Genomic DNA, 23,920 nt, shown 5'->3' with positions numbered 1-23,920 from the left:
TCAGCCCTCCCTCTTCCGGGGCAACGCGGTGATCCGCAGGTCGGGACCGACCTGCGTGACGTCGGTGAGTTCCAGGTCGATGGCGTCGGCGATGGTCGTCACCCCGGCGTCGGCCAGCGCGGTCGGCCCGGCGCCGAGCAGCCGCGGCGCGACGTACCCGACGACCCGGTCGACCAGGCCGGCGGCGAGGAACGCGCCGGCCAGGCTGGGGCCGCCCTCCAGCAGCGCGGCCCGCACCCCCCGGCGGTGCAGCTCGGCCAGCAGCGCCGGCAGGTCGACCCGGCCGTCCGGGCCGGCGCCGACCTGCGCGGCGGTGGCGATCCACGTCGGGGCGGCGCCGTCGCGGACCTGGGCCCCGGCGGGGGTACGCCCGAGGCTGTCCACCACGACCCGCAGCGGCTGCCGGATGGCCGGGGTGCCGTCGCGCGGGTTGCGCACGGTGAGCCGGGGGTCGTCGGCGAGGACGGTGCCCACCCCGGCGATCACCGCGTCGACCGTGCCGCGCAGCGCGTGCACGTCGGCCCGGGCGGCCTCCGAGGTGATCCACATGCTGGTGCCGTCGGCGGCGGCGGAGCGCCCGTCGAGGGTGGCGGCGAACTTCCAGATCACGTACGGCCGGCCCCGGCGCACCGAGGTGAGCCAGGCGACGTTCCCGGCCTCGGCCTCGGCGGCGCGTACCCCGAACTCGACCTGGAGGCCGGCGGCGCGCAGGGTGGCGGCGCCGCCGGCCGCGACCGGGTCGGGGTCGGGCACGGCGACGACCACCCGGGCGACGCCGGCGGCGATCAGGGCGTGGCTGCACGGGCCGGTGCGGCCGGTGTGGTCGCAGGGTTCCAGGGTGACCACGGCGGTGCCGCCCCGGGCCCGCAGGCCGGCCTGGGCGAGCGCGACGATCTCGGCGTGCGGTCCGCCCGCGTACGCGTGGAATCCCTCCCCGACGACCTCGCCGTCCGGATCGAGCAACACGCAGCCGACCACCGGGTTGGGGCTGGCCGTGCCGAGCCCACGGGCGGCGAGCGCGATCGCCCGACGCATCGCCTCGTCCACGGAGCCGCTGGCCATCGCCCCTTGCCCTGCCCTCTCGCTCGCCGGTCCGCGCGCGGGCGGGTCGGGAGGGTACGGGCAGGCGGCGGCGGATTCCGGGAACGGCGGAGCCGGCCCCGGGAGAGCCCGGACAGCGCTGAGTCAGCGGCCGGCAGGGCCCGCCCCGTCCCGCGCGCTGTCTCCCATCCGGACTGTCTGGGGGTGGGCTGGCCCGCCCCCAACCGTCGGCCCCGGAATCTCACCAGGTCCACCGGGCGGCTGTCGCCGTCCGGGTCGCGGGCTTACCACGGTCACACCGTGGATCACCGCCGGTTCGGAATTACACCGAGTCCCGCCAGCGCGTGGTGGGTACCCCAGAAGTGTGGCACGGCACGCGCCGCGCGTCTGCCCTCGGGGGAGCTACCTCACAGAGGTGGGCAATATTCAAGAAACGCTGCGTCGCCGGTCGACCGCCACGTACGAACCGGGCTGGCTCTTGGCCACGGACTTCATCTCGGAGGCGACCGCGATCGCCTCCTGCGGGTTGGTGAGCCGCTTGCCGGAGTCGGAGACGGACACCCCGATCGACAGGGTGACCAGCGCCGCGCGCCGGATGTTGCCCCGGCGGTCCTTCAGCTCGACGTAGCCGCGTTCGGCGTCGGACTGGTCGTAGAGCCGGTCGGCGGCGGTCTCGAAGTCGACCACCGCCCGGGAGGTCAGCGGCCGGACCTGCTCGGGGGTGCAGACGATGACGAAGTCGTCGCCGCCGACGTGGCCGAGGAAGGCCGGCGGCAGCCCGATCGCGACGACCGCCCGGTGCAGGCTGCGGGCCAGCGCCGAGATGAACTCGTCACCCCGGACGAAGCCGTACCGGTCGTTGACGCTCTTGAACCGGTCGATGTCGACGTAGCCGACCGCGTAGTCGACGCCGTTGCGTACCCGGTCGGTGATCTCCCGGCGGATCCGGGAGTTGCCGGGCAGGCCGGTCAGCGGGGAGACCTCGCGGAACTCCTTGTTGCGCCGCAGGGTGGAGCTGACCCGGGCCACCAGTTCGGCGGTGTCGAAGGGCTTGACCAGGTAGTCGTCGGCGCCGGCGCTGAGCCCGTGGACCTTGTCCACGGTCATCCCCTTGGCGGTCAGCATGATCACCGGCAGCGCGGAGGTCATCGGGTCGGCGCGCAGCCGCCGGGTCAGCTCCAGCCCGTCGATGCGCGGCATCATCAGGTCGACCACCGCCAGGTCCGGCCGCTGCCGCTCGATCACCTCGAGCGCCTCCTGGCCGTCGCCGGCATGGATCACCTCGAAGCCGTGCAGCCGCAGGTTGAACTCGACGAACCGGGCGATGTCGGCGTCGTCGTCGACGACCAGGATGACGTCGGGTCGCTCCTCGGCCGGCTCCACCTCAGGCCCCGGGGGCCGCGCGCTCCGCCAGGCCCCGCAGGCGGCGGACCGCCTCGGCCGGGTCGTCGGCGCCGTAGACCGCGGTGCCGGCGACGAAGGCGTCCGCACCGGCGGCGGCGGCCTGCTCGATGGTGTCCGCGGCGATCCCGCCGTCGACCTCGATGCGCAGCTCCAGGTGGCCCGCGTCGACGTGCCGCCGGGCGGCGCGCACCTTGTCCAGCAGCTCCGGGAGGAACCGCTGCCCGCCGAAGCCGGCCTTGATCGTCATGATCAGCAGCGTGTCGAAGCTGGGCAGCAGCTCCAGGTACGGCTCGATCGGGGTGTCCCGGTCGATGGCCAGCCCGGCCTTCGCCCCGGCCGCCCGCAGGTCCTTCGCCAGCGCCACCGGGTTGTCGCACGCCTCGGCGTGGAACGTGACGTTGTACGCTCCCGCGTCGGCGTACCCGGGGGCCCAGCGGCCCGGGTCGGTGATCATCAGGTGCACGTCGAACGGCAGCTCGGTCGCCGCGCGCAGGCTCTGCACGACGGGCAGCCCGATGGTCAGGTTCGGCACGAAGTGGTTGTCCATGACATCGACGTGCAGCCAGTCCGCGGCGCCCTCGACGGCACGGACCTCCTCGGCCAGGCGGGCGAAATCGGCGGCGAGGATGCTGGGCGCGACGATCGGCAGCGGTACGGTCACCGGGCCAGTGTACGAATGCGCTCGTGCGCCGCCCCCAGCGCGGCACCACGTGGGACGCGCTGTGATTCGGCCGTGACTGCCGGTGCGGATTCGCCCGGACCGGCGGAAGATCCCGGAGGGCCAGGCAGCCGCGCCCGTCGATCGACCGAAACGCGGCGAGAGTCCACGCGGGACGAGCGCCGGTGCCGTATGCTCCCGCACCGTGGCGCGATCGGCGACGGAGGCCGGTGACCGCGACCACCGGCGACGGGGAGGTCGGACGGATGCGGCGATGGTGGACGGCGATCGCCGTGGGCGCGGGCGCGGCGGTGGCGCTGGCGGCCTGCGGCACACCCTCCGGGGTGGACGGTGACCTCGCCGACGACTGGCGGGCGATGGCCGCGCCGACGCAGTTCGTGCCGGCCGCCGGGGCCTGCCACACCGCGTCGTCCGACGTCGGCTACCTCAGCAGTTACCACCCGGTGGACTGCGGTACGACCCACCGGGTGGAGACCATCCACGTCGGCACGCTGACCGGCCCGCCGGCCGAGCTGAGCGCTCCCCCGGCCGCCGGATCGGCGGGGATGAGGACCGCCCGCGCCGAGTGCGACCGGGAGGTCGACAAGGCCGTCGGCGCCAGCTGGCGCTCGGGCCGGCTGTTCCTGTCCACGGTCTTCCCGTCCCAGCAGGCGTGGGCGGGCGGGGCGCGGTGGTTCCGCTGCGACCTCAACGAGGTGGAGAGCGTCGACGACTCCAGCGTCGTGCCGCGCAGCGGCAGCCTCAAGGGCGCGTTGACGGGGAACTCCACCCTGGTCCACCGCTGCTTCAACCCGAAGATCGTCAAGAACGTCGTCAAGTCGATGGCCGTCACCCCGTGCACCAGCAAGCACCGGGTCGAGTTCGTCGGGGTCTACCGGGCCCCGGACGTGGCCTACAACCAGATCGACAAGAACCGGCTGCGCATCCACCGGGGGTGCCGGTCCCTGATCGCCTCGTACGCCAAGGTGCCCGACAACAGCGACCTGCAGTACCGGGCGGGGACGATCTTCTACCACCCCGTCGAGGAGGAGTGGAAGGACGGCAACCGGGGGGTGCAGTGCTTCCTCTGGGCCGACCGCAACCTCACCCGCTCGGTGAAGGGCGCCGGGCCCAGGGGCCTGCCGGTCCGGTGACCCGACCCGCCGGGACGGCGGGGAGCTGACGCGCGCAGGGGGGCGGCCGGTCCGGCCGCCCCCCTGCGTTTCTCGCGTCGCTCAGCCCCGGCGCAGCACGGCGAGGAACATCGCGTCGGTGCCGTGCCGGTGCGGCCACAACTGCACCGACGGCCCGTCGCCCAGCCCCGGCATCCCGGCCGGCAGCAGCGGCCGGGCGTCGACGAAGTCCGCCGGCACCCCGGCACGGCGGGCCGCCTCGGTCACCGTCACGTGCGTCTCCACGGTGTGCGGGGAGCAGGTCACGTAGGCCACCAGGCCGCCTGGGCGGGCCGCCCGCAGCGCCGCCACCAGCAGTTCCCGCTGCAACCGGGTCAGCGGCGGCAGGTCCGACGGCTGCTTACGCCAGCGGGCCTCCGGCCGGCGGCGCAACGCGCCCAGCCCGGTGCACGGGGCGTCGACCAGCACCCGGTCGAAGTGCCCCTCCGGCAGCTCCGGATCGGCGCCGACGGTGCGGCCGTCGGTGTGCAGCACGTCGACCGGCAGCCCTCGGGTGGCCTGGGTGACCAGCCGGGCCCGGTGCTCGGAGACCTCGACGGCGGTCAGCCGGGCACCGCGCTGGGCGGCGAGCGCCCCGAGCAGCCCGGACTTCCCGCCGGGGCCGGCGCACAGGTCCAGCCAGTGGCCGTCCGGGCCGTCCAGCGGGGCGACCGCCAGGGCGTTGGCCACCAGCTGGGAGCCCTCGTCCTGGACGTGTGCCCGGCCCTCGGCCAGTGCCCGCAGCTCGCCGGGGGCGCCGCCGCCGAGGTAGACCGCGTACGGGGAGAACGCCCCGGGGGCGCCGCCGACCTCGTCGGCCAGCTCGACCGGATCGGCCAGGCCCGGCCGGGCGCACAGGTGCACCGGCGGGCGCTCGTTGTCCTCGATCAGGAGGCGGGTGGTCTCGCCCAGGTCGCCGCCGAGCGCCTCGGCGAACGCCCGCACGATCCACTGCGGGTGGCTGTAGGCCAGGGCCAGGTGCCCGATCGGGTCGGCCTCGAACGCCGGGGCGAGCTTCGCCACCCAGGCGTCGGCGTCCCGGCCGGCCACCTCGCGCAGCACCGCGTTGGCGAAGCCGGTGGCGCTGATACCGACGGTGCGGACCAGGTCGACCGTCGAGGAGACCGCCGCGTGCGCCGGGACCCGGGTGTGCAGGAGCTGGTACGCGCCCAGCCGCAACGCGTCGCGCACCGGCGGGTCGATCCGGGCCACGTCCCGGCCGGCCGCGTCGGTGAGGATCGCGTCGATGGTGCCGGTGTGCCGCAGCGAGCCGTAGGTCAGCTCGGTGGCGAAGGCGGCGTCCCGGCCGGTCAGCCCCTCCTCGCGCAGCAGCGCCGGCAGCACCAGGTTGGCGTACGCGTCGTCCCGGTGCACCGCCGCGACGGCCTGGTACGCGACGTGCCGGGGCAGGTCCACGGTGGGCCGCGCCGGCCGCCCGCCGCCCCGCCGGTCCTCGCCGCCCCGACCGCCCCGGGCCGACCGGTCACCGTAGCCGGGCCGGTCGCCCCGCGGGCCGCCCGACGACCGCTCGGGACGCCGGTCGGGGCGCGGGTCGCGCTGCTCGTCGTACCGTCGCCCGGGCCGTTCCGTCGGCCCGGTCACGCGAGTTCCTCCCCGGCGGCGACCCGGGCGCCGCGCGCCCAGTCGCTCGCCGGCATGGCCTTCTTGCCGGCCGCCCGTACCTCGCCGAGGGCCACCGGGACGGTGGCCGTACCGGCCAGCACCCGGGACTTCTCCACCAGCAGCTCGCCCGGCCTCAGCTCGGGGCCGTCCGCCACCGGGACGACCGGGCCGAGCTTGACCCGCTCGCCGCGGAACGTGGTCCACGGGCCGGGGGCCGGGGTGCACGCGCGGACCCGCCGGTCCACCGCGAACGCGGGGTCGCCCCAGCGCACCCGGGCGTCCTCGACGGTCAGCTTCGGCGCGAGCGACACCCCGTCGGCCGGCTGCGGCTCGGCCCGGCCGGTGCCCGCCGCGATCGCGTCGAGGACGGCCACCAGCAGGCCGGCGCCGGAGTGGGCGAGCCGCTCCAGCAGGTCGCCGGAGGTGTCGGTGGGGCGGATCTCGTCGGTGAGGGTGCCGTAGACCGGGCCGGTGTCCAGCCCCTCCTCCAGCTCGAAGACGCTCGCGCCGGTCAGCTCGTCGCCGTGCAGCACGGCGTGCTGGACCGGGGCCGCGCCACGCCACGCGGGCAGCAGCGAGAAGTGCAGGTTGACCCAGCCGTACCGGGGGATCTCCAGCGCGGCCGGGGGCACCAGCGCCCCGTACGCGACCACCGGGACGCAGTCGGGGGCCAGCTCGCGCAGCCGGTCGAGGAACTCCGGCTCGCGCGGGCGGGCCGGGGTGAGCACCTCGACACCGTGCTCGTCGGCCCACGCGCCGACGGGCGAGCGGACCAGGCCCCGGCCCCGGCCGGCGGGGGCGTCGGGACGGGTGACGACGGCGACCAGCTCGTGGTCGGAGGCCGCGACGGCGGCCAGGGCGGGGACGGCGACGGCCGGGGTGCCGGCGAAGACGAGACGCACCGGCGTCACCGACCCAGGCCGAAGGGGCTGTCGGCGGTGTGCGGGTTGAGCTTGACCGTCGGCGGGGTGGCCGGGTCGTACCAGTCCGCCTGGCGGATCGCCTTCATCGCCTCCTTGCGGCCGGCCGGGTCCAGCCGGTCGACGAAGAGCACGCCGTCGAGGTGGTCGGTCTCGTGCTGGACGCAGCGGGCCATCAGGCCGGTGCCGACGATCTGCACCGGGTCGCCGTAGCCGTTGAAGCCCTTGGCGATCACGTTCTGCCGGCGCTTGGTGTCGAAGTACAGCCCGGGGATGGACAGGCAGCCCTCGGGGCCGTCCTGTTCCTCGGCGTCCGGGAACTCCAGCACCGGGTTGACCAGGTGGCCGAGCACGTCGTCGACGTCGAAGGCGAACACCCGCAGGCCCACTCCGAGCTGGGGCGCGGCGAGGCCGGCGCCGTTCTGCTCGCGCATCGTGTCGGTCAGGTCGGCGACGAGCTTGCGCAGCTCGGCGTCGAAGTCGACCACCGGATCGGCCGGTGTGCGCAGCACCGGGTCCCCGAACAGACGGATGGGCTGGACGGTCACTCGGGGTGGCTCCTTCGGTCGGACGGCGGTCGGGCCGTACCAGTCTACGGAGTGCGTTCGGTGGCGCCGGCCGGCGTACCGCGATCGGTGGCCGGGGACCCGTCGCGCAGGGTGACGGGCAGGGTGGCGCAGCCGCGCCGGGTCAGCCGGGCGCGGCGCTCGGGCCCGGCGGCCCGCGCCGGCCCCGGGAGCCGGCGCGACAGGGGCGGGACGGCCGTCAGGCGCCCGGGGCGGGGTCGCCGGCGAGCACGGTTTCCCCGGCGCGCAGGCAGTGCTCCGGCAGCGGAAGCTGGATCTTGTGGGCCGCCTCCCAGTCGTACACCGTGCCGGGGCGGACCTGGGCGGTGAAGTAGTCCACCGCGCTCATCCCACCGACCACCGGCTCCTCCACCTCGGCGACCAGCCGGGCGGGGACCAGCGGGAACCCGTTCTGCAGGGCCGCGCTGAGCCGGCGGTGGCCGTCGACGACGAAGAAGTACTCCCCGGAGTAACCGATGGTCAGCGGCTCCAGCGCCTCGTCGCCGCCGTCGGCGACCTCGCCGACGAACCCGGCGTCCCACAGCCCGCGCAGCGTGCCGACGTCCTCCGTCGGGTAGACCCGGGCCGGGTCGAGCAGCAGCAGCGGCGGGGCGTCACGGAGCACGTCGGCGCCGAGCCGGCCCTCGTACACGTCGATGATGTGGCTGATCACCTGCGCCGGGGTGGCCCGGGTGGAGTCGCAGATCAGGTCGTAGTTGCGCAGTCGGGCCTTGTCGACGCCGTAGCGGACGACGAACCGGCCCCGCTCGCTCTCGCTGCGCTCGTGCAGCTTGGCCTTCGCCTCCTCCAGGGAGGCGTAGCTCTCGGCCGGGCCGGAGGGGCGGGCCAGCACCCGGCGGGCCGCCTCGGTCGGCTCGGTGATCATGTGCACCTTGAGCGCGTCGGTGAAGAAGTGCCAGGCCAGCCGGGAGTCCATCACCAGGCTCTCGCCGGAGGCGGCGATGTCCTGCTGGAGCTGGTCGACGTAGCCGTCGACGGCCTGGTCCAGCTCGGCGTGCAGGTTGAGCTGGAGCGCGGTCATCTGCCGTTCCTGGGCCATCTGGCGATAGAGGTCGCCCACGCTGACCCGGCGCAGCCCCAGCCGCTTGGCGATCTCCACGGAGACGGTGCTCTTGCCGCTGCCGAGGTCGCCGTTGAAGACGATCGATTGACGAACGGTCACGACTGGTCCACCCCTGATCACCGGCTGACTGACATCATCGACTTGACGTCGGCTCGACGCGCTCCCGCCATTGTCGCGCGATCCGTGCGCCCGGGCATGACGGGCGATGCTATCACGCACCCGCCAGCACGGATCGTGACGACGCTCAGAACAGGCTCAGCGGGTCGACCTGGAGGCGCACCGGATCGGCCGCCTTGCGGGCGGCGCGGACCCCGGCGGCCGAGTGCAGCGCCCCGGCCAGGGCCGCCGCCCGGGCCCGGGGCACCCGGACCAGCATCCGTTCCCGGTCGCCGTCGGCGGGAACCGGGCCGAGCAGCTCGGCCTCCCCGGGCAGCCGGGCCTCGGCCAGCAGGTCGGCCACCGCGTCGGCCGGGCCGGTGACGCTGGCCATCCGCACCGCCGGGGGGAAGCCCAGCTCGCGGCGCTCGGCCAGCTCCCGGGCGGCGAACCAGGCGGCGTCCCAGCGCAGCAGCGCCTGCACCGGGGCGAGGGCGCCGTCGGCGACCACCACCACCCGGCCGCCGGCCGCGGCGGGCCGGGCCAGCGCGGCGGCGGCCAGCCAGCGACGCAGTGCCTCCTCGCCGGCCCGCAGGTCGGCCCGGGTGAGCAGGGCCCACGAGTCGAGCAGCAGCACCGCGCCGTAGCCGCCCTCGGCGACCGGCTCGGCCCCGGGGGTGGCCACCACCAGGCCGGCCCCGCCGGGCACGGTGGTGAGCACCTCCTCCCGGCCGGAGGTGCGCACCGGCACGCCGGGGAAGGCCCGGCCCAGTTCCTCGGCGGTGCGCCGGGCGCCGGTCACGGCGGCCCGCAGCCGCCGTCCCCCGCACTCCGGGCAGGCGTACGCGGCGGCGACCCGGCCGCACCAGCGGCAGGCCGGCATTCCCTCGGCCGACGGCAGGGCGAGCGGGCCGGCGCAGTGCGGGCAACGCGCCGGGGTGCGGCACTCGGCGCAGGAGACCGAGGGCAGGTAGCCGCGGCGGGGCACCTGGACCAGCACCGGCGCGTCGGCGCGGACCGCGTCGCGGGCGGCGCTCCAGGCCAGGCTGGGCAGCCGGGCCGTGGCCGCGCCGGGGTCGCGGGCCAGTTGCGGGTCGTCGCCGGTCGGCGCGACGGCGGGGGTACGCGCCCGCACGGTGGCCCGGTCGGCGACCACCTCCCGGGCCCAGCCGGTCTCCACCAGCAGTTGCGCCTCGGCGCTGCGCGCGTACCCGCCGACCAGGGCCGCCGCGTCGGCGAGCTGGGCGCGGGTGAGCAGCACCTCGCGGGCGTGCGGGTAGGGCGCGCGCGGCTCGGCGTGCAGGTCGTCGCCGTCGTCGACGACGGCGACCAGGCCGAGCCGGGCCACCGGGGCGAACATGGCGGCCCGGGTGCCGACCACGACGGGCACGTCGCCGCGCCGGGCGGCCAGGAACGCGCGGTAGCGGCGGGCCGGGCCGGCGGCGGCGGCGAGGACGACGTGCCGGCCGGCGCCGAGCGCGGCGGTCAGCGCCGCGTCGAGGCGGTCGAGGTCCCGGGCGTCGGGAACCACGACGACGGCGCCCCGGCCGCCGGCCACGGTGGCGGCGACCGCCTCGGCGTACCGGGCGGGCCAGTCCTCCCCCGGCAGGGCGGACCAGACCGCGCGGACGGGCCGGCCCTCGGTCAGGGCGCGCAGGAACGCCGGCCCGGCCGGGTACGCCCGCCAGCCGTCCGCCGCGGGGGGATTCAGCGGGGCCGGCGGCTCCCCGGGCTCGTGCGGCTCCTTCTCCACCCGGGCGTGCCGGGGCGGCACGGCCAGCCGGAGCACGTCGGCGAGGTTGCCGGCGTACCGGTCGGCGACGGCCCGGGCCAGCCGGGCGACCTCGGGGGCCAGCACGGGCTCCGGCGAGACGACCTTCTCCAGGTAGGCCAGCTTGCCGGTGTGCCCGGAGTCGTCGGCCCGCTCCAGCAGCCAGCCGTCGACGAGCTGGCCGGCGAAGCGCACCTTCACCCGGGTCCCGGGGGCCGCGGCCTCGGCCAGCTCGGCGGGGACCAGGTAGTCGAAGGGGCGGTCGAGATGGGCCAGCGGGACGTCCACGCAGACGCGAGCGACCGGCGACCCGTCCGCGGGTCGCCGGTCGCTGCGCCTGGCGCCGGTCAGGCTCCCGCGGCCGACTTGAGGTCGGCGGCCCGGTCGGTGCTCTCCCAGGTCAGGTCGGGCAGTTCCCGGCCGAAGTGGCCGTACGCCGCGGTCTGCCGGTAGATCGGGCGGAGCAGGTTCAGGTCCCGGATGATGGCGGCCGGGCGCAGGTCGAAGACCTCGGACACGGCCTTCTCGATCGAGGCGACCGCCACGGTCTCGGTGCCGAACGTCTCGATGAACAGGCTCACCGGGTGGGCCTTGCCGATCGCGTACGCGACCTGCGCCTCGCAGCGCTCGGCCAGGCCGGCGGCCACCACGTTCTTGGCCACCCAGCGCATCGCGTACGCCGCCGAGCGGTCCACCTTGGACGGATCCTTGCCGGAGAACGCGCCGCCGCCGTGCCGGGCGTACCCGCCGTAGGTGTCGACGATGATCTTCCGGCCGGTCAGGCCGGCGTCGCCCATCGGGCCGCCGATCTCGAACCGCCCGGTCGGGTTGACCAGCAGCCGGTAGCCGTCGGTGTCGAGGCCGAGGCTCTCCAGCTCCGGGGCGATGACGTGGTCGCGCACGTCCGGGGTGAGCAGGCTGTCCAGCGAGATGTCGGCCGCGTGCTGGCTGGACACGACGACCGTGTTCAGCCGGACCGGGCGCAGCCCCTCGTACTCGATGGTGACCTGGGTCTTGCCGTCCGGCCGCAGGTACGGGATCGTGCCGTCCTTGCGCACCGCGGTCAGCCGGCGGGCCAGCCGGTGGGCCAGGGCGATCGGCAGCGGCATCAGCTCGGGCGTCTCCGAGCAGGCGAAGCCGAACATCATGCCCTGGTCGCCGGCGCCCTGGGCGTCCAGCGCGCTCTCCGACGAGCCGGTGCGCAGCTCCATCGCGTTGTCCACGCCCTGCGCGATGTCCGGGGACTGGGCGCCGATGGACACGCTGACGCCGCAGGAGGCCCCGTCGAAGCCCTTCTTCGAGGAGTCGTACCCGATCTCGAGGATCGTCTCCCGGACGATGGTGGGGATGTCGGCGTACGCCTTTGTCGTCACCTCGCCGGCGACGTGCACCTGCCCGGTGGTGATCAGGGTCTCGACGGCCACGCGACTGTGCGCGTCCTGGGCCAGCAGTGCGTCGAGAATGCCGTCGCTGATCTGGTCGGCGATCTTGTCCGGGTGGCCTTCCGTGACCGATTCGGACGTGAAGAGGCGGCGTGTCACGGCACTCCTAAGTATGTGAAGAGTCGTTCCGCGGAAGTGTAGTCACCCACACTCACGCGGCGCTCGATCGGTCAGGACGACGTCACAATGCGGACGCCTCGGCCAGCCGCGCCACCACGAGGTCCCAGACGCCGTCCGCGAGGTCCTCCTTGGACTGCTCGGGCATGGTGTGCACCGCGCCGTCCGCGCCGATGACGGTCGCCGCGTTGGTCTCGGCGCCGAAGACCTTGTCCGGGCCGACCTCGTTGATGACGATGAGATCCGCCCGCTTGCTGGCGAGCTTTGCCCGGCCGTTGGCTTCGGCGTCGCCGGTCTCGGCCGCGAACACCACCAGCACCTGTTCCGGTCGGCGGCGCCGGCCCAACTCGGCGGCGATGTCCGGGTTCGTGACGAGTTCGATCGTAGGTGGCCCGGCGTTCGATTTCTTGATTTTGCCCGCCGAGTAGGTGGCGGGCCGGAAGTCGGCGGGCGCCGCCGCCATCACCACCGCGTCGGCCCCGGCGGCGGCCTCCAGGGTGGCCACGCGCAGTTCCTCGGTGGTGCCGACCCGGACCAGGTCGACCCCGGCCGGGTCGGCGAGCGTCACGTTGGCGGCGACCAGGGTGACCCGGGCGCCGCGGGCGACCGCGGCGCGGGCGAAGGCGTACCCCTGCTTGCCGGACGAGCGGTTGCCCAGGAACCGGACCGGGTCGAGCGGCTCCCGGGTGCCGCCGGCGGTCACCAGCACGTGGCGGCCGGCCAGGTCGGCCGGGGCGGCGACGCCCCGGGCCAGCGCCCGCTTGGCGACGGCGAAGATCTCGGCCGGGTCGGGCAGCCGCCCCTTGCCGCTGTCGGCGCCGGTGAGCCGGCCGACGGCGGGCTCGATCACCCGGACGCCCCGGGAGCGCAGCGTGGCGACGTTGGCCACGGTGGCCGCGTTCTCCCACATCTCGGTGTGCATCGCCGGGGCGAGCAGCACCGGGCACCGGGCCGTGAGCAGCGTGTTGGTGAGCAGGTCGTCGGCGAGGCCGTGGGCGGCCCGGGCGAGCAGGTCGGCGGTGGCGGGGGCGACCACGACCAGGTCGGCCCGCTGCCCGAGCCGGACGTGCGGCACCTCGTGCACGTCGGACCAGACGTCGTCGGCGACCGGCTGGCCGGACAGGGCGGCCCAGGTCGGCGCACCGACGAAGCGGAGCGCCGACGCGGTCGGCACGACGCGGACCCGGTGGCCCGACTCGGTGAACAGCCGCAGCAGCTCACACGCCTTGTAGGCGGCGACACCGCCGCCGACCCCGAGGACGATCTCGGCGGACATCGACGCGCGGCGGGACTACGGCTGGTCGGTGGGCTCGGCGGTGAGCAGGCCCGCGTTGATCTCGCGCATGGCGATGGAGAGGGGCTTCTCCTGGGGGGTGGTCTCCACGAGGGGGCCGACATACTCCAGCAGACCCTCGCCGAGCTGGCTGTAGTAGGCGTTGACCTGGCGGGCCCGCTTGGCGGCGAAGATCACCAGGGCGTACTTCGACGTCGTCTTCTCGAGGAGCTCGTCGATCGGCGGGTTGGTGATGCCTTCGGGGTTGGCGATGGATCCCACGAAATAACCTCTGCGTCTCTTTACCGCGCGGACGCGGTGGGTCGCTCAACCACGCAGACGCGGTTGAGCCGGAGCCGGGAAAGAAGAACCGAGCAAGCCTACCAGCTCGTCGACCGCCCGCCCGGTCAGGTCGTGCGCCACGACGTGCTCGGCCACGGCCGCGACGGCCAGCTCGGGCCGCCAACCGGGCGGGGCGAGCAGGACCAGCCGGGTCTCCGGGCGCGCCCCGCGGACGGCGAGCGCGCCGCGCAGGTCGAGCGGGAGCAGGACCGGCCGGCCGGCGGCGAGCCGCGCGAGGACCGGCCCGGCCGGGGTGCCGCGAATGTACGGCCCGATCCGGGCCCACTCCAGCAGCCGACCGGCGGCGATCAGCCGGTCGAACTCCGCCGGATCGAGGAACAGCCGGTCGACACCGTCCCGCTCGCCCGCCCGGCGGGGGCGGGTGGTGGCCGGCACCGGCGTCCACACCGACGGAGAACGCGCCCGGAACAGCTCGACGACACTGCCCACACCGACCCCGGAGGGACCGGTCAGGACGGTGAGCCGAGCCGCCGGGCGCGCCTCGTCATCCATGCTCACGGCTCGTTTCTACACGCTGCCGTGGTCAGGTGACGGCGAACCCGCCGTGCTCAGTTGGCGGCGAACTCGCCGAGCAGCGCCTTGCGCTGCTGCTCGCCCAGGCCCCGCAGCCGGCGGCTGTCGGCGATCTTGAGCTTCTCCATGATCTGGGTCGCCCGGATCTTGCCGATGCCCGGCATCGCCTGCAGGACGGCCGAAACCTTGAGCTTGCCGACGACGTCGTCGCCCTCGGCCCGCTCGAGAACGGCGGCGAGGGTGGTCTTGCCCTGCTTGAGCTGCTCCTTCAGCTCAGCACGGGCCTTGCGGATCTCCGCAGCCTTTTCGAGCGCGGCTGCGCGCTGCTCGGGGGTCAGTGACGGGAGGGGCACCAGTTCTCCTCAGGTCCCTATAGCGACGGGCGGGACGCCACGCCGCTTCTGTGAAACGTGGAGTCGCCGGAAACCAAAGGGGTCCATGGTTCCCAGCGCGGGGAAAACTAGCGGTCGCGCGCGCATTCGGCAACGTGGACGCGCGGCGACCACGGCAAAGTGACCGAGCCTTCACTCAGTCAGGCCCCGCTCAGGGCCGCCCGGCACTCGGTCAGGACCCGGTCCGCGGCGGCCCGCAGCGCGGCCACGTCGGGCCCGGCGTGCAGCACCTCGCGGGAGTACGACGGCAGCACCGACGACAGGCCGGAGCCGAAGACCGTACGCAGATCGGCCGCCGTGGCGCCCTGCGCGCCGAGCCCCGGGGCGAGCAGCGGACCGTGCACGGCGGAGAGGTCGTGACCCGTGTCACCGATGGTCGCGCCGACCACCAGGCCGAAGCTGCCGAGCGGCTCGGCACCCTGGTTGAGCTGCGCAATCTCGTCGATCACCGTCTGCGCCACGGTCCGCCCGTCGGCGGTCCGGGCCCGCTGCACGGCGGCCCCCTCGGGGTTGGACGTCAGCGCCAGGACGAACACCCCGCCCCCGTGCGCGGCGGCGAGCTCGAACATCGGGGCCAGCGACCCTACTCCCAGGTAGGGGCTCGCCGTGAGCGCGTCGACATACAGCGGGCTGGATGGATCGAGGTACGCGGCGGCGTACGCGGCGACGGTCGATCCGATGTCCCCACGCTTGACGTCAAGCAGAACGAGCGAGCCGGAATCCCGCAACTGTCGGATAGTTGACTCTAGGACCGACACGCCTCGGGAGCCGAAGCGCTCGAAGAACGCGGACTGGGGCTTGACGACCGCGACCCGGTCACCGAGCGCCTCCACCACGATGCGGCTGAAGCGCTCCAACCCGTCGACGTCGTCCGACAGGCCCCACCGCGCCAGCAGCCCCGGATGCGGGTCGATGCCCACGCACAGCGGCCCACGCTCCGCCACCGCCCGGTACAACCGGGCACCGAAGCTCTCCATCCGACCTCTCCCTCTCTCGACCTCTCCCCGGGGGCGGCGCCCGCCGCGCCCCGCCGCGCGCCGGGACCGGCACGCGGCTGACCGATCCGGGACCCGCCACGCCCCGACCGGTGGACCCGCGGCGCGGGTCAGCCGACCGCCACCGCGGCGGCGATCCCCGCCGCGATCCGGGCGACGTCGGCGTCGCCGGTGACGTACGGCGGCATGGTGTAGACCAGGTCGCGGAACGGCCGCAGCCAGACCCCCTGCTCCACCGCGGCGGCGGTGGCCCTCGCCAGGTCCACCTCGTGGTCGAGCTGGACCACACCGATCGCGCCGAGCACCCGCACGTCGGCCACCCCCGGCGCGCCCCGCAGCGGCTCCAGACCGGCCCGCAGGCCCGCGCCCACCCTCGCCACCTCGGCGGCCCAGTCCCCGGCCCGCAGCAGGCCGATGGAGGCGTTCGCGACCGCGCAGGCGAGCGGATTGCCCATGAACGTCGGACCGTGCGCCAGCACCCCGTCGCGGGAGATGCCCTCCGCCACCTCCGCCGTGCACAGCGCCGCCGCCAGCGTCAGGTACCCGCCGGTGAGCGCCTTGCCGACGCAGAGCACGTCGGGGCTCACCCCGGCGTGCTCCGCGGCGAACATCGTCCCGGTGCGGCCGAAGCCGGTGGCGATCTCGTCGAAGACCAGCAGCACGCCGTGGGCCCGGGTCACCTCGCGCAGCACCCGCAGGTACTCCGGATGGTGGAAGCGCATCCCGCCGGCGCCCTGGACCACCGGCTCGACGATCACGGCGGCCAACTCGTCGGCGTGCCGCTGCACCGCGTCCGTCAGCGCCGTCACGTACGCCGGGTCGGGCGGGGTGTCGAAGCCGCCCGGCGGCACGGGCGCGAACACCTGCCGGGGCAGCACGTCGCCCCAGAGATGGTGCATGCCGCCCTCGGGGTCGCAGACGCTCATCGGGTGGAACGTGTCGCCGTGGTAGCCGCCCCGCCAGGTGCCCAGCCGGCGCCGCCCCGGCCGCCCGGTGGCCCGCTGGTACTGCAGGCACATCTTCACCGCGACCTCGACGCTCACCGAGCCCGAGTCGCACAGGAAGACCCGCTCCAGCCCCTGCGGGGCCAGCTCGACCAGCGTGCCGGCCAGCCGCACCGCCGGCTCGTGGGTCAGCCCGCCGAACATCACGTGGCTCATCCGGCCGAGCTGGTCGGTGACCGCCGCGTCCAGCACCGGGTGCCGGTAGCCGTGGATGGCCGCCCACCAGGACGACATCCCGTCCACCAGTTCCCGGCCGTCGGCCAGCCGCAGCCGCACCCCCCGCGCGCTGTCCACCACGTACGGCGCCGTGGCCGGCGGCAGCGGCGCGTACGGGTGCCACACGTGCGCCCGGTCGGCGGCGAGGACGTCCTCGGGTGTCATCGGCGTTCCCTCCCGCCCCGGGCGGGTCCGGCCGCTGTCGGGGGCTCCCCGGTCATGTCCGGCCGCCCTGGAGCGCCGAGGGGGCCGGGCGGGCGGCCCGGGCGGCGGCCCGGACGAGGGCCGGGCCCCGGTAGATGAACCCGGTGTAGAGCTGGACCAGGGACGCGCCCGCGTCGAACATCCGGGCGGCGTCGTCGGCGTCGACGATGCCGCCCACCCCGACCACCGGGAGCCGCCCGCCGGTCTCCCGGTGGACGAAGGCGACCACCTCCCGGGCGCGGGCAGCCAGCGGGCGCCCGGACAGCCCCCCCTGCTCCGCGCCCCGCGCCCGGTCGGCCGGGGCGAGCCCGTCACGGGCCAGGGTCGTGTTGGTGGCGATCACCCCGGCCGCGCCCCGGGCCAGGCAGACCTCCAGCAACTCGGCGATCGCCGGGTCGGTCAGGTCCGGGGCGATCTTGACCAGCACCGGTTTCTCCCCCACCAGGGCCGCCAGCAGCGCGTCCAGGTGGGACCGGTCCTGCAACGCGCGCAGCCCCGGGGTGTTCGGCGAGGAGACGTTGACCGCGAAGTAGTCGCCGTGCCCGCGCAGCGCCCGGTACGAGGCGAGGTAGTCCTGCACCGCCTCGTCCAGCGGGGTCACCTTGGACTTGCCCAGCGAGATCCCCAGCGGCACCCCGAGCGGGCGGGGCAGTGCGGCCAGCCGGTCCGCCAGCGCCACCGCGCCGGCGTTGTTGAAGCCCATCCGGTTCACCACGGCCTCGCTGTCGCGCAGCCGGAACAGCCGGGGCCGGGGGTTGCCCGGCTGGGCGTACGCGGTGACCGTGCCGACCTCCACGAAGCCGAAGCCCAGCGCCGGCCAGGCCGGCAGCGCCGCCCCGTCCTTGTCCATCCCGGCGGCCAGCCCCACCGGGTTCGGGAACCGCACCCCGAACACCGTCCGGGGCGCCCGCACGGCGTACCGGGCCCGCAGCCCGGCCAGCGCCACCGGCGACCGCGACACGGCGGCCAGCCGCCGCAGCGTCCACTCGTGGGCCGCCTCGGCGTCCCCGCCCCCTACCCGGAACAACCCGGGCCGCACCACCTTCTCGAAGATCACCGCACCCTCCCCCGGGCCACACCGCCGGGTTGATCAAGAAGTTTGCGTCCGGGCAGGGGCCCCTGGGCGACCGAAACCTCTTGATCATCGCCGATCGGGCGGGGGGTGGGGGTGGGGGTCATCGGGTGGCTCGGAGGGTGGCGTGCAGGTCCTGGAGGGGGCGCACGCGCATGTCGCCGCGGATGCGGGCCTCGATGCCCATCACGGCCGCCGCCGCGCCCGGGACCGTGGTGACGCAGGGGATGTCGGCCGTCACGGCGGCGCTGCGGATCTCGTAGCCGTCCGAGCGGGCGCTCGCCCCGGAGCCCTGCGGGGTGTTGACCACCAGGGCCACGTCGCCGCCGAGGATCATCGAGACCGCGTCCTCGCCCGCGCCGGACTCGTAGTGCTTGCGGATCTGCTCACAGGCGATGCCGTGCCGGCGCAGCACCTCGGCGGTGCCGGTGGTGGCGACGATCTCGAAGCCCAGGTCGGCCAGCCGCTTGATCGGGAAGATCATGCCGCGCTTGTCCCGGTTGGCCACCGAGACGAAGATCTTTCCGGCGGTCGGCAGCGACCCGTACGCGGCGGACTGGCTCTTGGCGAAGGCGTGACCGAAGTTGGTGTCGATGCCCATCACCTCGCCGGTGGACTTCATCTCCGGGCCGAGCAGCGAGTCGATGCCCTTGCCCGACGGGGTGCGGAACCGCTTGAACGGCAGCACCGCCTCCTTCACCGCGATCGGCGCGTCGGCCGGCATCGTCCCGCCGTCGCCCGTCGGCGGGAGCAGCCCCTCGGCGCGCAGCTCGGCGATGGTGGCGCCGAGGGCGATCCGGGCCGCCGCCTTGGCCAGCGGCACCGCCGTGGCCTTGGACACGAACGGGACCGTCCGGGACGCCCGCGGGTTGGCCTCCAGCACGTACAGCACGTCGTCCTTGAGCGCGTACTGGACGTTGAGCAGGCCACGCACGCCCACGCCCCTGGCGATCGCCTCGGTGTACCGGCGCACCTGCGCCAGGTGCGAGCCGGCCAGGGTGATCGGCGGCAGCGCGCAGGACGAGTCGCCGGAGTGGATGCCGGCCTCCTCGATGTGCTCCATCACCCCGCCGAGGTACACCTCGCCGTCGGCGTCGCAGAGCGCGTCCACGTCGATCTCGATGGCGTCGTCGAGGAACCGGTCCACCAGCACCGGGTGGTCCGGGGAGATGTCGGTGGCCCGGCCGATGTAGTCGCGCAGTGTCGGGTCGTCGTAGACGATCTCCATGCCCCGCCCGCCCAGCACGTACGACGGGCGGACCAGCACCGGGTAGCCGATCTCCTCGGCGATCGCCTTGGCCTCCTCGTACGAGGTGGCCATGCCGTGCGCGGGGGCGCGCAGCCCGGCCCGGGCCAGCACCGACCCGAACGCGCCGCGCTCCTCGGCCAGGTGGATCGACTCCGGCGAGGTGCCGACCACCGGCACGCCAGCGTTCTTCAGCCGCCGCGCCAGGCCCAGCGGGGTCTGCCCGCCGAGCTGCACGATGACGCCGACCACGCCCGGCCCGCCGGCCGCCTTCCCGGACGAGTCCTCGGCGTACCACACCTCCAGGACGTCCTCGAAGGTCAGCGGCTCGAAGTAGAGCCGGTCGGCGGTGTCGTAGTCGGTGGAGACGGTCTCCGGGTTGCAGTTGACCATCACCGTCTCGTAGCCCACCGCCCGGAGTGCCATCACCGCGTGCACGCACGAGTAGTCGAACTCGATGCCCTGGCCGATCCGGTTCGGCCCGGAGCCCAGGATGAGCACCTTGGGCCGGTCCGACGGCGCGACCTCCGTCTCCTGGTCATAGGTCGAGTAGTGGTACGGGGTGGTCGCCTCGAACTCGGCGGCGCAGGTGTCCACCGTCTTGTAGACCGGCCGGACGCCGAGACGGTGCCGCAGCGTGCGCACCCCGTCCTCGGCCGCCAGCTCGGGGCGCAGCGCGGCGAGCTGCCGGTCGGACAGCCCGGCCCGCTTGGCCCGGCGCAGCAGGTCGGCGTCGAGCACCGGGGCGTCCACGATCTCCGCCCGCAGCTCCACCAGCGCGGCGATCTGGTCCAGGAACCACGGGTCCATCCCGCCGGACGCCTCGGCAACCTCGGCGATCGACGCGCCGAGGCGCAGCGCCCGCTCGACGGTGTACAGCCGTCCGTCGTGCGGGACGCCCAGCGCGGCGAGGGTGTCCTCCTTCGTCGCCCCCCGCGGGTCGGGCTGGGTCCAGAACCCGGCCGCCTTCGTCTCCATCGAGCGCATCGCCTTGTTCAGCGCCTCGGTGAAGTTGCGCCCGAGGCTCATCGCCTCGCCCACCGACTTCATGGTGGTGGTCAGCTCCGGGTCCGCGCCGGGGAACTTCTCGAACGCGAACCGGGGGATCTTCACCACCACGTAGTCCAGGGTCGGCTCGAACGCCGCCGGGGTCTTGAGGGTGATGTCGTTGGGGATCTCGTCGAGGGTGTAGCCGATGGCCAGCTTCGCGGCGATCTTCGCGATCGGGAAGCCGGTGGCCTTCGACGCCAGCGCCGAGGAGCGGGACACCCGGGGGTTCATCTCGATCACGACGATCCGCCCGTCGGCCGGGTTGACCGCGAACTGGATGTTGCAGCCGCCGGTGTCCACCCCGACCTCACGCAGCACGGCGATGCCCAGGTCGCGCAGGCGCTGGTACTCCCGGTCGGTCAGCGTCATCGCCGGGGCCACGGTGACGCTGTCGCCGGTGTGCACGCCCATCGGGTCGACGTTCTCGATCGAGCAGACCACCACCACGTTGTCGTGGCGGTCGCGCATCAGCTCCAGCTCGTACTCCTTCCAGCCGAGCACGCTCTCCTCGATGAGCACCTCGTGCACCGGGCTGGCGGCCAGCCCCGCCCCGGCGATCCGGGCCAGGTCGGCGTCGGTGTGCGCCATGCCGGAGCCCAGGCCACCCATGGTGAACGAGGGCCGGATCACCACCGGCAGGCCCAGCTCGGCGGCGGTGGCCTCGACCTCGGCCATGGAGTGGCAGACCCGGGAACGCGGCACCAGGCCCGTCGGGTCGGCGACGCCGATCCGGGCGCCGGCCTTGGCGACGATGTCCTTGAACAGCTGTCGGTCCTCGCCCCGGTTGATGGCGTCGATGTTGGCGCCGATCAGCTCGACGCCGTACTTGTCCAGCACGCCGGCGGAGTGCAGCGCGACCGCCGTGTTCAGCGCGGTCTGCCCGCCCAGGGTGGGCAGCAGGGCGTCGGGGCGTTCCCTGGCGATGACCAGCTCGACGAACTCCGGGGTGATCGGCTCGACGTACGTGGCGTCGGCGAACTCCGGGTCGGTCATGATGGTCGCCGGGTTGGAGTTGACCAGGCTGACCCGGATCCCCTCGCTGCGCAGCACCCGGCACGCCTGGGTGCCGGAGTAGTCGAACTCGCAGGCCTGCCCGATGACGATCGGCCCGGAGCCGATCACCAGGATGTGCTTGAGATCGGTCCGCTTAGGCATTCGTGCGCCCCTCGCTGTGGGTCCGGCCCTCGATGAGCTCGGCGAAGCGGTCGAAGAGGTAGTCCGCGTCGTGCGGGCCGGCCGCCGCCTCGGGGTGGTACTGGACGGTGAAGGCGGGCACGTCCTTCGCCCGCAGCCCCTCGACCACGTTGTCATTGAGGCAGACGTGCGACACCTGGACGCCGCCGAACTCGGTCTCGATCACCTGGTCGGGGACGACCGCCCCCTGGTCCGCGCCCGGCACCCGCACGGCGAAGCCGTGGTTGTGGCTGGTCACCTCGACCTTGCCGGTGACCCGGTCGAGCACCGGCTGGTTTATGCCGCGGTGGCCGTAGCCGAGCTTGTAGGTGCCGAAGCCCAGCGCCCGGCCGAGGATCTGGCTACCGAAGCAGATGCCGAACAGCGGGATCCGCCGGCGCAGCGCCTCCCGGGCGAGCCCGACCGGGCCGTCGGCGGTGGCCGGGTCGCCCGGGCCGGGCGAGAGGAACACCGCGTCCGCGCCCGTGGCGAGCAGGTCGTCGATGCCCGACGAGGCGGGCAGCACGTGGGTGGTGACCCCGCGCGCGGCGAGCCGGCGCGGCACGTTGCGCTTGATGCCGAGGTCCAGCGCCGCCACCGTGAACCGGTGCGCGCCCTCGGCCTCGACCACGTACGGCTGCGCCGTGGTCACCTCGGCGGACAGGTCCGCGCCGACCATCTGCGGCGCCTGGCGGACCCGGGCCAGCAGGGCGCGCGGGTCGTCGTCGACGCTGGAGATGCCGACCCGCATCGCGCCGCGCTCGCGCAGGTGCCGGGTCAGCGCCCGGGTGTCCACCCCGCCGATGCCGACCACGCCCTCGGCGGCGAGCCGGTCCTCCAGCCCGCCGGTGGCCCGCCAGTTCGAGCCGATCCGGGCCGGGTCACGGACCACGTACCCGGCGACCCAGATCCGGCCGGACTCGTCGTCCTCGCCGTTGACGCCGGTGTTGCCGATGTGCGGCGCGGTCTGCACCACCACCTGCCGGTGGTAGGACGGGTCGGTCAGGGTCTCCTGGTAACCGGTCATGCCGGTGTTGAAGACCGCCTCGCCGAAGGTCTCCCCGACGCTGCCGTACGCCTCGCCGTGGAACGTGCGCCCGTCCTCAAGGACGAGAATCGCGGGACGCCTTCTCATGCTGCACTTCCTTCGATCCGGACTGCGGGGCTCCGCTCCGCTGCACTCCTCGCTCGGATCACCTGACTGCCTTTCCGTCCAGGACCGTCGGCTCGCCGCGCAGGAAGGTCGCCACGATGCGACCTGGCAGCGTCATGCGGGCGTACGGGGTGTTGCGACTGCGGCTGGCCAGCTCGGCGGGCTCGATTACCCGCCGGGCGGCCGGGTCGACCAGGGTGAGGTTGGCCGGCACGCCGGGGGCCGGGTCGAGGCCGTGCGAGTCGAGCCCGGCGATCCGGGCCGGGGCACGGGACATCCGCTCGGCGATCAGTTCCCACTGCGGGCCGAGCACGGCCAGGGCGATCGACAGCGCCGTCTCCAGCCCGAGCATGCCCGGCCGGGCGTACGCCCACTCGCACTCCTTGTCCTCCACGGCGTGCGGGGCGTGGTCGGTGGCGATGACGTCGATCACGCCCTCGGCGAGCGCGGCGCGCAGCGCGGCGACGTCGGCGGCGGTGCGCAGCGGCGGGTTCACCTTGTACACCGGGTCGTAGGCGCCGGCCGGACTCCAGTTGTTCGGGAGTGCGGGGCTCGCAGGCTCACTCCTCCCGCTCACCGAGCTTCCGCTGTTCGCGAGTGCGGGGCTCGCAAGCTCACTCCTCCCGCTCACCGAGCTTCCGCTGTTCGCGAGTGCGGGGCTCGCAAGCTCACTCCTCCCGCTCACGACCTCGTCGGTCAGCAGCAGGTGGTGCGGGGTGACCTCGGCGGTGACCCGGACGCCGCGGGCCCTGGCCTGGCGCAGCACCTCGACGCTGCCGGCGGTGGAGACGTGGCAGACGTGCAGCCGGCTGCCGACGTGCTCGGCGAGCAGCACGTCCCGGGCGATGATCGCCTCCTCGGCGACCGCCGGCCAGCCGGTCAGTCCGAGCCGGGTGGAGACCTCACCCTCGTGCATCTGCGCGCCCTCGGTGAGCCTGGGCTCCTCGGCGTGCTGGGCGATGATCCCGTCGAACGCCTTGACGTATTCGAGGGCCCGGCGCATCAGCAGCGGGTCGGCGACGCAGTGCCCGTCGTCGGAGAAGATCCGCACCCGGGCCGCCGAGTCGGCCATCGCGCCCAGCTCGGCCAGGCGACCGCCGGCCAGTCCGACGGTGACCGCGCCGATCGGCTGCACGTCGACCAGGCCCGCCTCCCGGCCGAGCCGCCAGACCTGCTCGACCACCCCGGCGGTGTCGGCGACCGGGGAGGTGTTGGCCATCGCGCAGACCGCCGTGTACCCGCCCAGCGCCGCCGCCCGGGAGCCGGACTCGACGGTCTCGGCGTCCTCGCGGCCCGGCTCGCGCAGGTGGGTGTGCAGGTCGACGAGGCCGGGCAGGGCGACCAGCCCGGTGCCGTCGAGCACGGCGGCGTC

At 74.6% G+C, this 23,920-nt stretch carries 20 protein-coding genes; 1 reads left to right on the top strand and 19 read right to left on the bottom strand.

Annotation, left to right across the window (positions count from 1 at the left end; translation table 11 throughout):
• The 3 genes from ribD to rpe form a co-directional block, all read right to left on the bottom strand.
• Nucleotides 1-1,062 (bottom strand): bifunctional diaminohydroxyphosphoribosylaminopyrimidine deaminase/5-amino-6-(5-phosphoribosylamino)uracil reductase RibD, encoded by a 1,062-nt coding sequence (gene ribD, locus C5N14_RS26135; protein ID WP_117671681.1) that lies wholly within the window; start codon nucleotides 1,060-1,062, stop codon nucleotides 1-3.
• 405 nt (nucleotides 1,063-1,467) lie between these two features.
• The gene (locus C5N14_RS26130; RefSeq protein WP_117671679.1) at nucleotides 1,468-2,424 is read right to left on the bottom strand and encodes a response regulator; all 957 of its coding nucleotides are present in this window, start codon (nucleotides 2,422-2,424) and stop codon (nucleotides 1,468-1,470) included.
• Between the two features lies 1 nt (nucleotide 2,425).
• Nucleotides 2,426-3,106 carry a ribulose-phosphate 3-epimerase gene (gene rpe / locus C5N14_RS26125; protein WP_117671677.1) on the bottom strand — a complete coding sequence of 227 codons (681 nt, stop codon included), beginning with the start codon at nucleotides 3,104-3,106 and terminating at the stop codon, nucleotides 2,426-2,428.
• A 263-nt stretch (nucleotides 3,107-3,369) separates the two neighbouring features.
• On the opposite strand from rpe, the gene C5N14_RS26120 reads away from it, so the two are divergent.
• Nucleotides 3,370-4,257: a septum formation family protein gene (locus tag C5N14_RS26120; RefSeq protein WP_117671771.1), complete on the top strand. Its 888-nt coding sequence runs from the start codon at nucleotides 3,370-3,372 to the stop codon at nucleotides 4,255-4,257.
• Between the two features lie 81 nt (nucleotides 4,258-4,338).
• On the opposite strand, the gene C5N14_RS26115 is transcribed toward C5N14_RS26120, so the two are convergent.
• From C5N14_RS26115 to C5N14_RS26040, 16 genes are all read right to left on the bottom strand, one after another.
• The gene (locus C5N14_RS26115) at nucleotides 4,339-5,877 is read right to left on the bottom strand and encodes an RsmB/NOP family class I SAM-dependent RNA methyltransferase (RefSeq protein ID WP_117671675.1); all 1,539 of its coding nucleotides are present in this window, start codon (nucleotides 5,875-5,877) and stop codon (nucleotides 4,339-4,341) included.
• Entirely contained in the window at nucleotides 5,874-6,800 is a 927-nt protein-coding gene (fmt, locus tag C5N14_RS26110; RefSeq protein WP_117671769.1) for a methionyl-tRNA formyltransferase, read from the bottom strand. The genes C5N14_RS26115 and fmt overlap by 4 nt, the downstream gene beginning before the upstream one ends.
• A 5-nt stretch (nucleotides 6,801-6,805) precedes the next feature.
• Complete coding sequence (def, locus tag C5N14_RS26105; RefSeq protein WP_117671673.1) at nucleotides 6,806-7,366, bottom strand: peptide deformylase; 561 nt, start codon at nucleotides 7,364-7,366, stop codon at nucleotides 6,806-6,808.
• A 217-nt stretch (nucleotides 7,367-7,583) separates the two neighbouring features.
• Nucleotides 7,584-8,567 carry an AAA family ATPase gene (locus C5N14_RS26100; RefSeq protein WP_117671671.1) on the bottom strand — a complete coding sequence of 328 codons (984 nt, stop codon included), beginning with the start codon at nucleotides 8,565-8,567 and terminating at the stop codon, nucleotides 7,584-7,586.
• 145 nt (nucleotides 8,568-8,712) lie between these two features.
• Complete coding sequence (locus tag C5N14_RS26095; RefSeq protein ID WP_243640036.1) at nucleotides 8,713-10,623, bottom strand: primosomal protein N'; 1,911 nt, start codon at nucleotides 10,621-10,623, stop codon at nucleotides 8,713-8,715.
• A gap of 59 nt (nucleotides 10,624-10,682) precedes the next feature.
• Nucleotides 10,683-11,876, bottom strand: a complete 1,194-nt coding sequence (gene metK / locus C5N14_RS26090; RefSeq protein ID WP_117671667.1) for a methionine adenosyltransferase — start codon at nucleotides 11,874-11,876, stop codon at nucleotides 10,683-10,685.
• Between the two features lie 82 nt (nucleotides 11,877-11,958).
• Nucleotides 11,959-13,170 (bottom strand): bifunctional phosphopantothenoylcysteine decarboxylase/phosphopantothenate--cysteine ligase CoaBC, encoded by a 1,212-nt coding sequence (gene coaBC, locus C5N14_RS26085; RefSeq protein WP_117671666.1) that lies wholly within the window; start codon nucleotides 13,168-13,170, stop codon nucleotides 11,959-11,961.
• A 15-nt stretch (nucleotides 13,171-13,185) separates the two neighbouring features.
• On the bottom strand, nucleotides 13,186-13,449 hold the full coding sequence (gene rpoZ / locus C5N14_RS26080) for a DNA-directed RNA polymerase subunit omega (RefSeq protein ID WP_007075826.1): 264 nt from the start codon (nucleotides 13,447-13,449) through the stop codon (nucleotides 13,186-13,188).
• A gap of 45 nt (nucleotides 13,450-13,494) precedes the next feature.
• A complete protein-coding gene (locus C5N14_RS26075) occupies nucleotides 13,495-14,028 on the bottom strand; it encodes a guanylate kinase (RefSeq protein WP_117671664.1) in 534 nt (177 codons plus the stop codon).
• A gap of 50 nt (nucleotides 14,029-14,078) precedes the next feature.
• Nucleotides 14,079-14,396: an integration host factor, actinobacterial type gene (mihF, locus tag C5N14_RS26070; RefSeq protein WP_007075824.1), complete on the bottom strand. Its 318-nt coding sequence runs from the start codon at nucleotides 14,394-14,396 to the stop codon at nucleotides 14,079-14,081.
• A 179-nt stretch (nucleotides 14,397-14,575) separates the two neighbouring features.
• Complete coding sequence (gene pyrF, locus C5N14_RS26065) at nucleotides 14,576-15,412, bottom strand: orotidine-5'-phosphate decarboxylase (protein WP_117671662.1); 837 nt, start codon at nucleotides 15,410-15,412, stop codon at nucleotides 14,576-14,578.
• Nucleotides 15,413-15,540: 128 nt separating this feature from the next.
• Entirely contained in the window at nucleotides 15,541-16,815 is a 1,275-nt protein-coding gene (locus C5N14_RS26060; protein ID WP_117671660.1) for an adenosylmethionine--8-amino-7-oxononanoate transaminase, read from the bottom strand.
• Nucleotides 16,816-16,867: 52 nt separating this feature from the next.
• Nucleotides 16,868-17,911: a quinone-dependent dihydroorotate dehydrogenase gene (locus C5N14_RS26055; RefSeq protein WP_117671658.1), complete on the bottom strand. Its 1,044-nt coding sequence runs from the start codon at nucleotides 17,909-17,911 to the stop codon at nucleotides 16,868-16,870.
• Nucleotides 17,912-18,029: 118 nt separating this feature from the next.
• The gene (gene carB, locus C5N14_RS26050) at nucleotides 18,030-21,377 is read right to left on the bottom strand and encodes a carbamoyl-phosphate synthase large subunit (protein ID WP_117671656.1); all 3,348 of its coding nucleotides are present in this window, start codon (nucleotides 21,375-21,377) and stop codon (nucleotides 18,030-18,032) included.
• A complete protein-coding gene (gene carA / locus C5N14_RS26045; RefSeq protein WP_117671654.1) occupies nucleotides 21,370-22,530 on the bottom strand; it encodes a glutamine-hydrolyzing carbamoyl-phosphate synthase small subunit in 1,161 nt (386 codons plus the stop codon). The genes carB and carA overlap by 8 nt, the downstream gene beginning before the upstream one ends.
• A 58-nt stretch (nucleotides 22,531-22,588) precedes the next feature.
• A complete protein-coding gene (locus tag C5N14_RS26040) occupies nucleotides 22,589-23,911 on the bottom strand; it encodes a dihydroorotase (protein WP_371685906.1) in 1,323 nt (440 codons plus the stop codon).
• Between the last annotated feature and the right edge of the window lie 9 nt (nucleotides 23,912-23,920).

Origin of the sequence: Micromonospora sp. MW-13 (genome assembly GCF_003434305.1) — a bacterium.
In the GTDB taxonomy this organism is placed as follows: Bacteria; Actinomycetota; Actinomycetes; order Mycobacteriales; family Micromonosporaceae; genus Micromonospora.
Note: the sequence above shows the minus strand (reverse complement) of the source record. Positions and strands in the feature narration are given on the sequence as shown.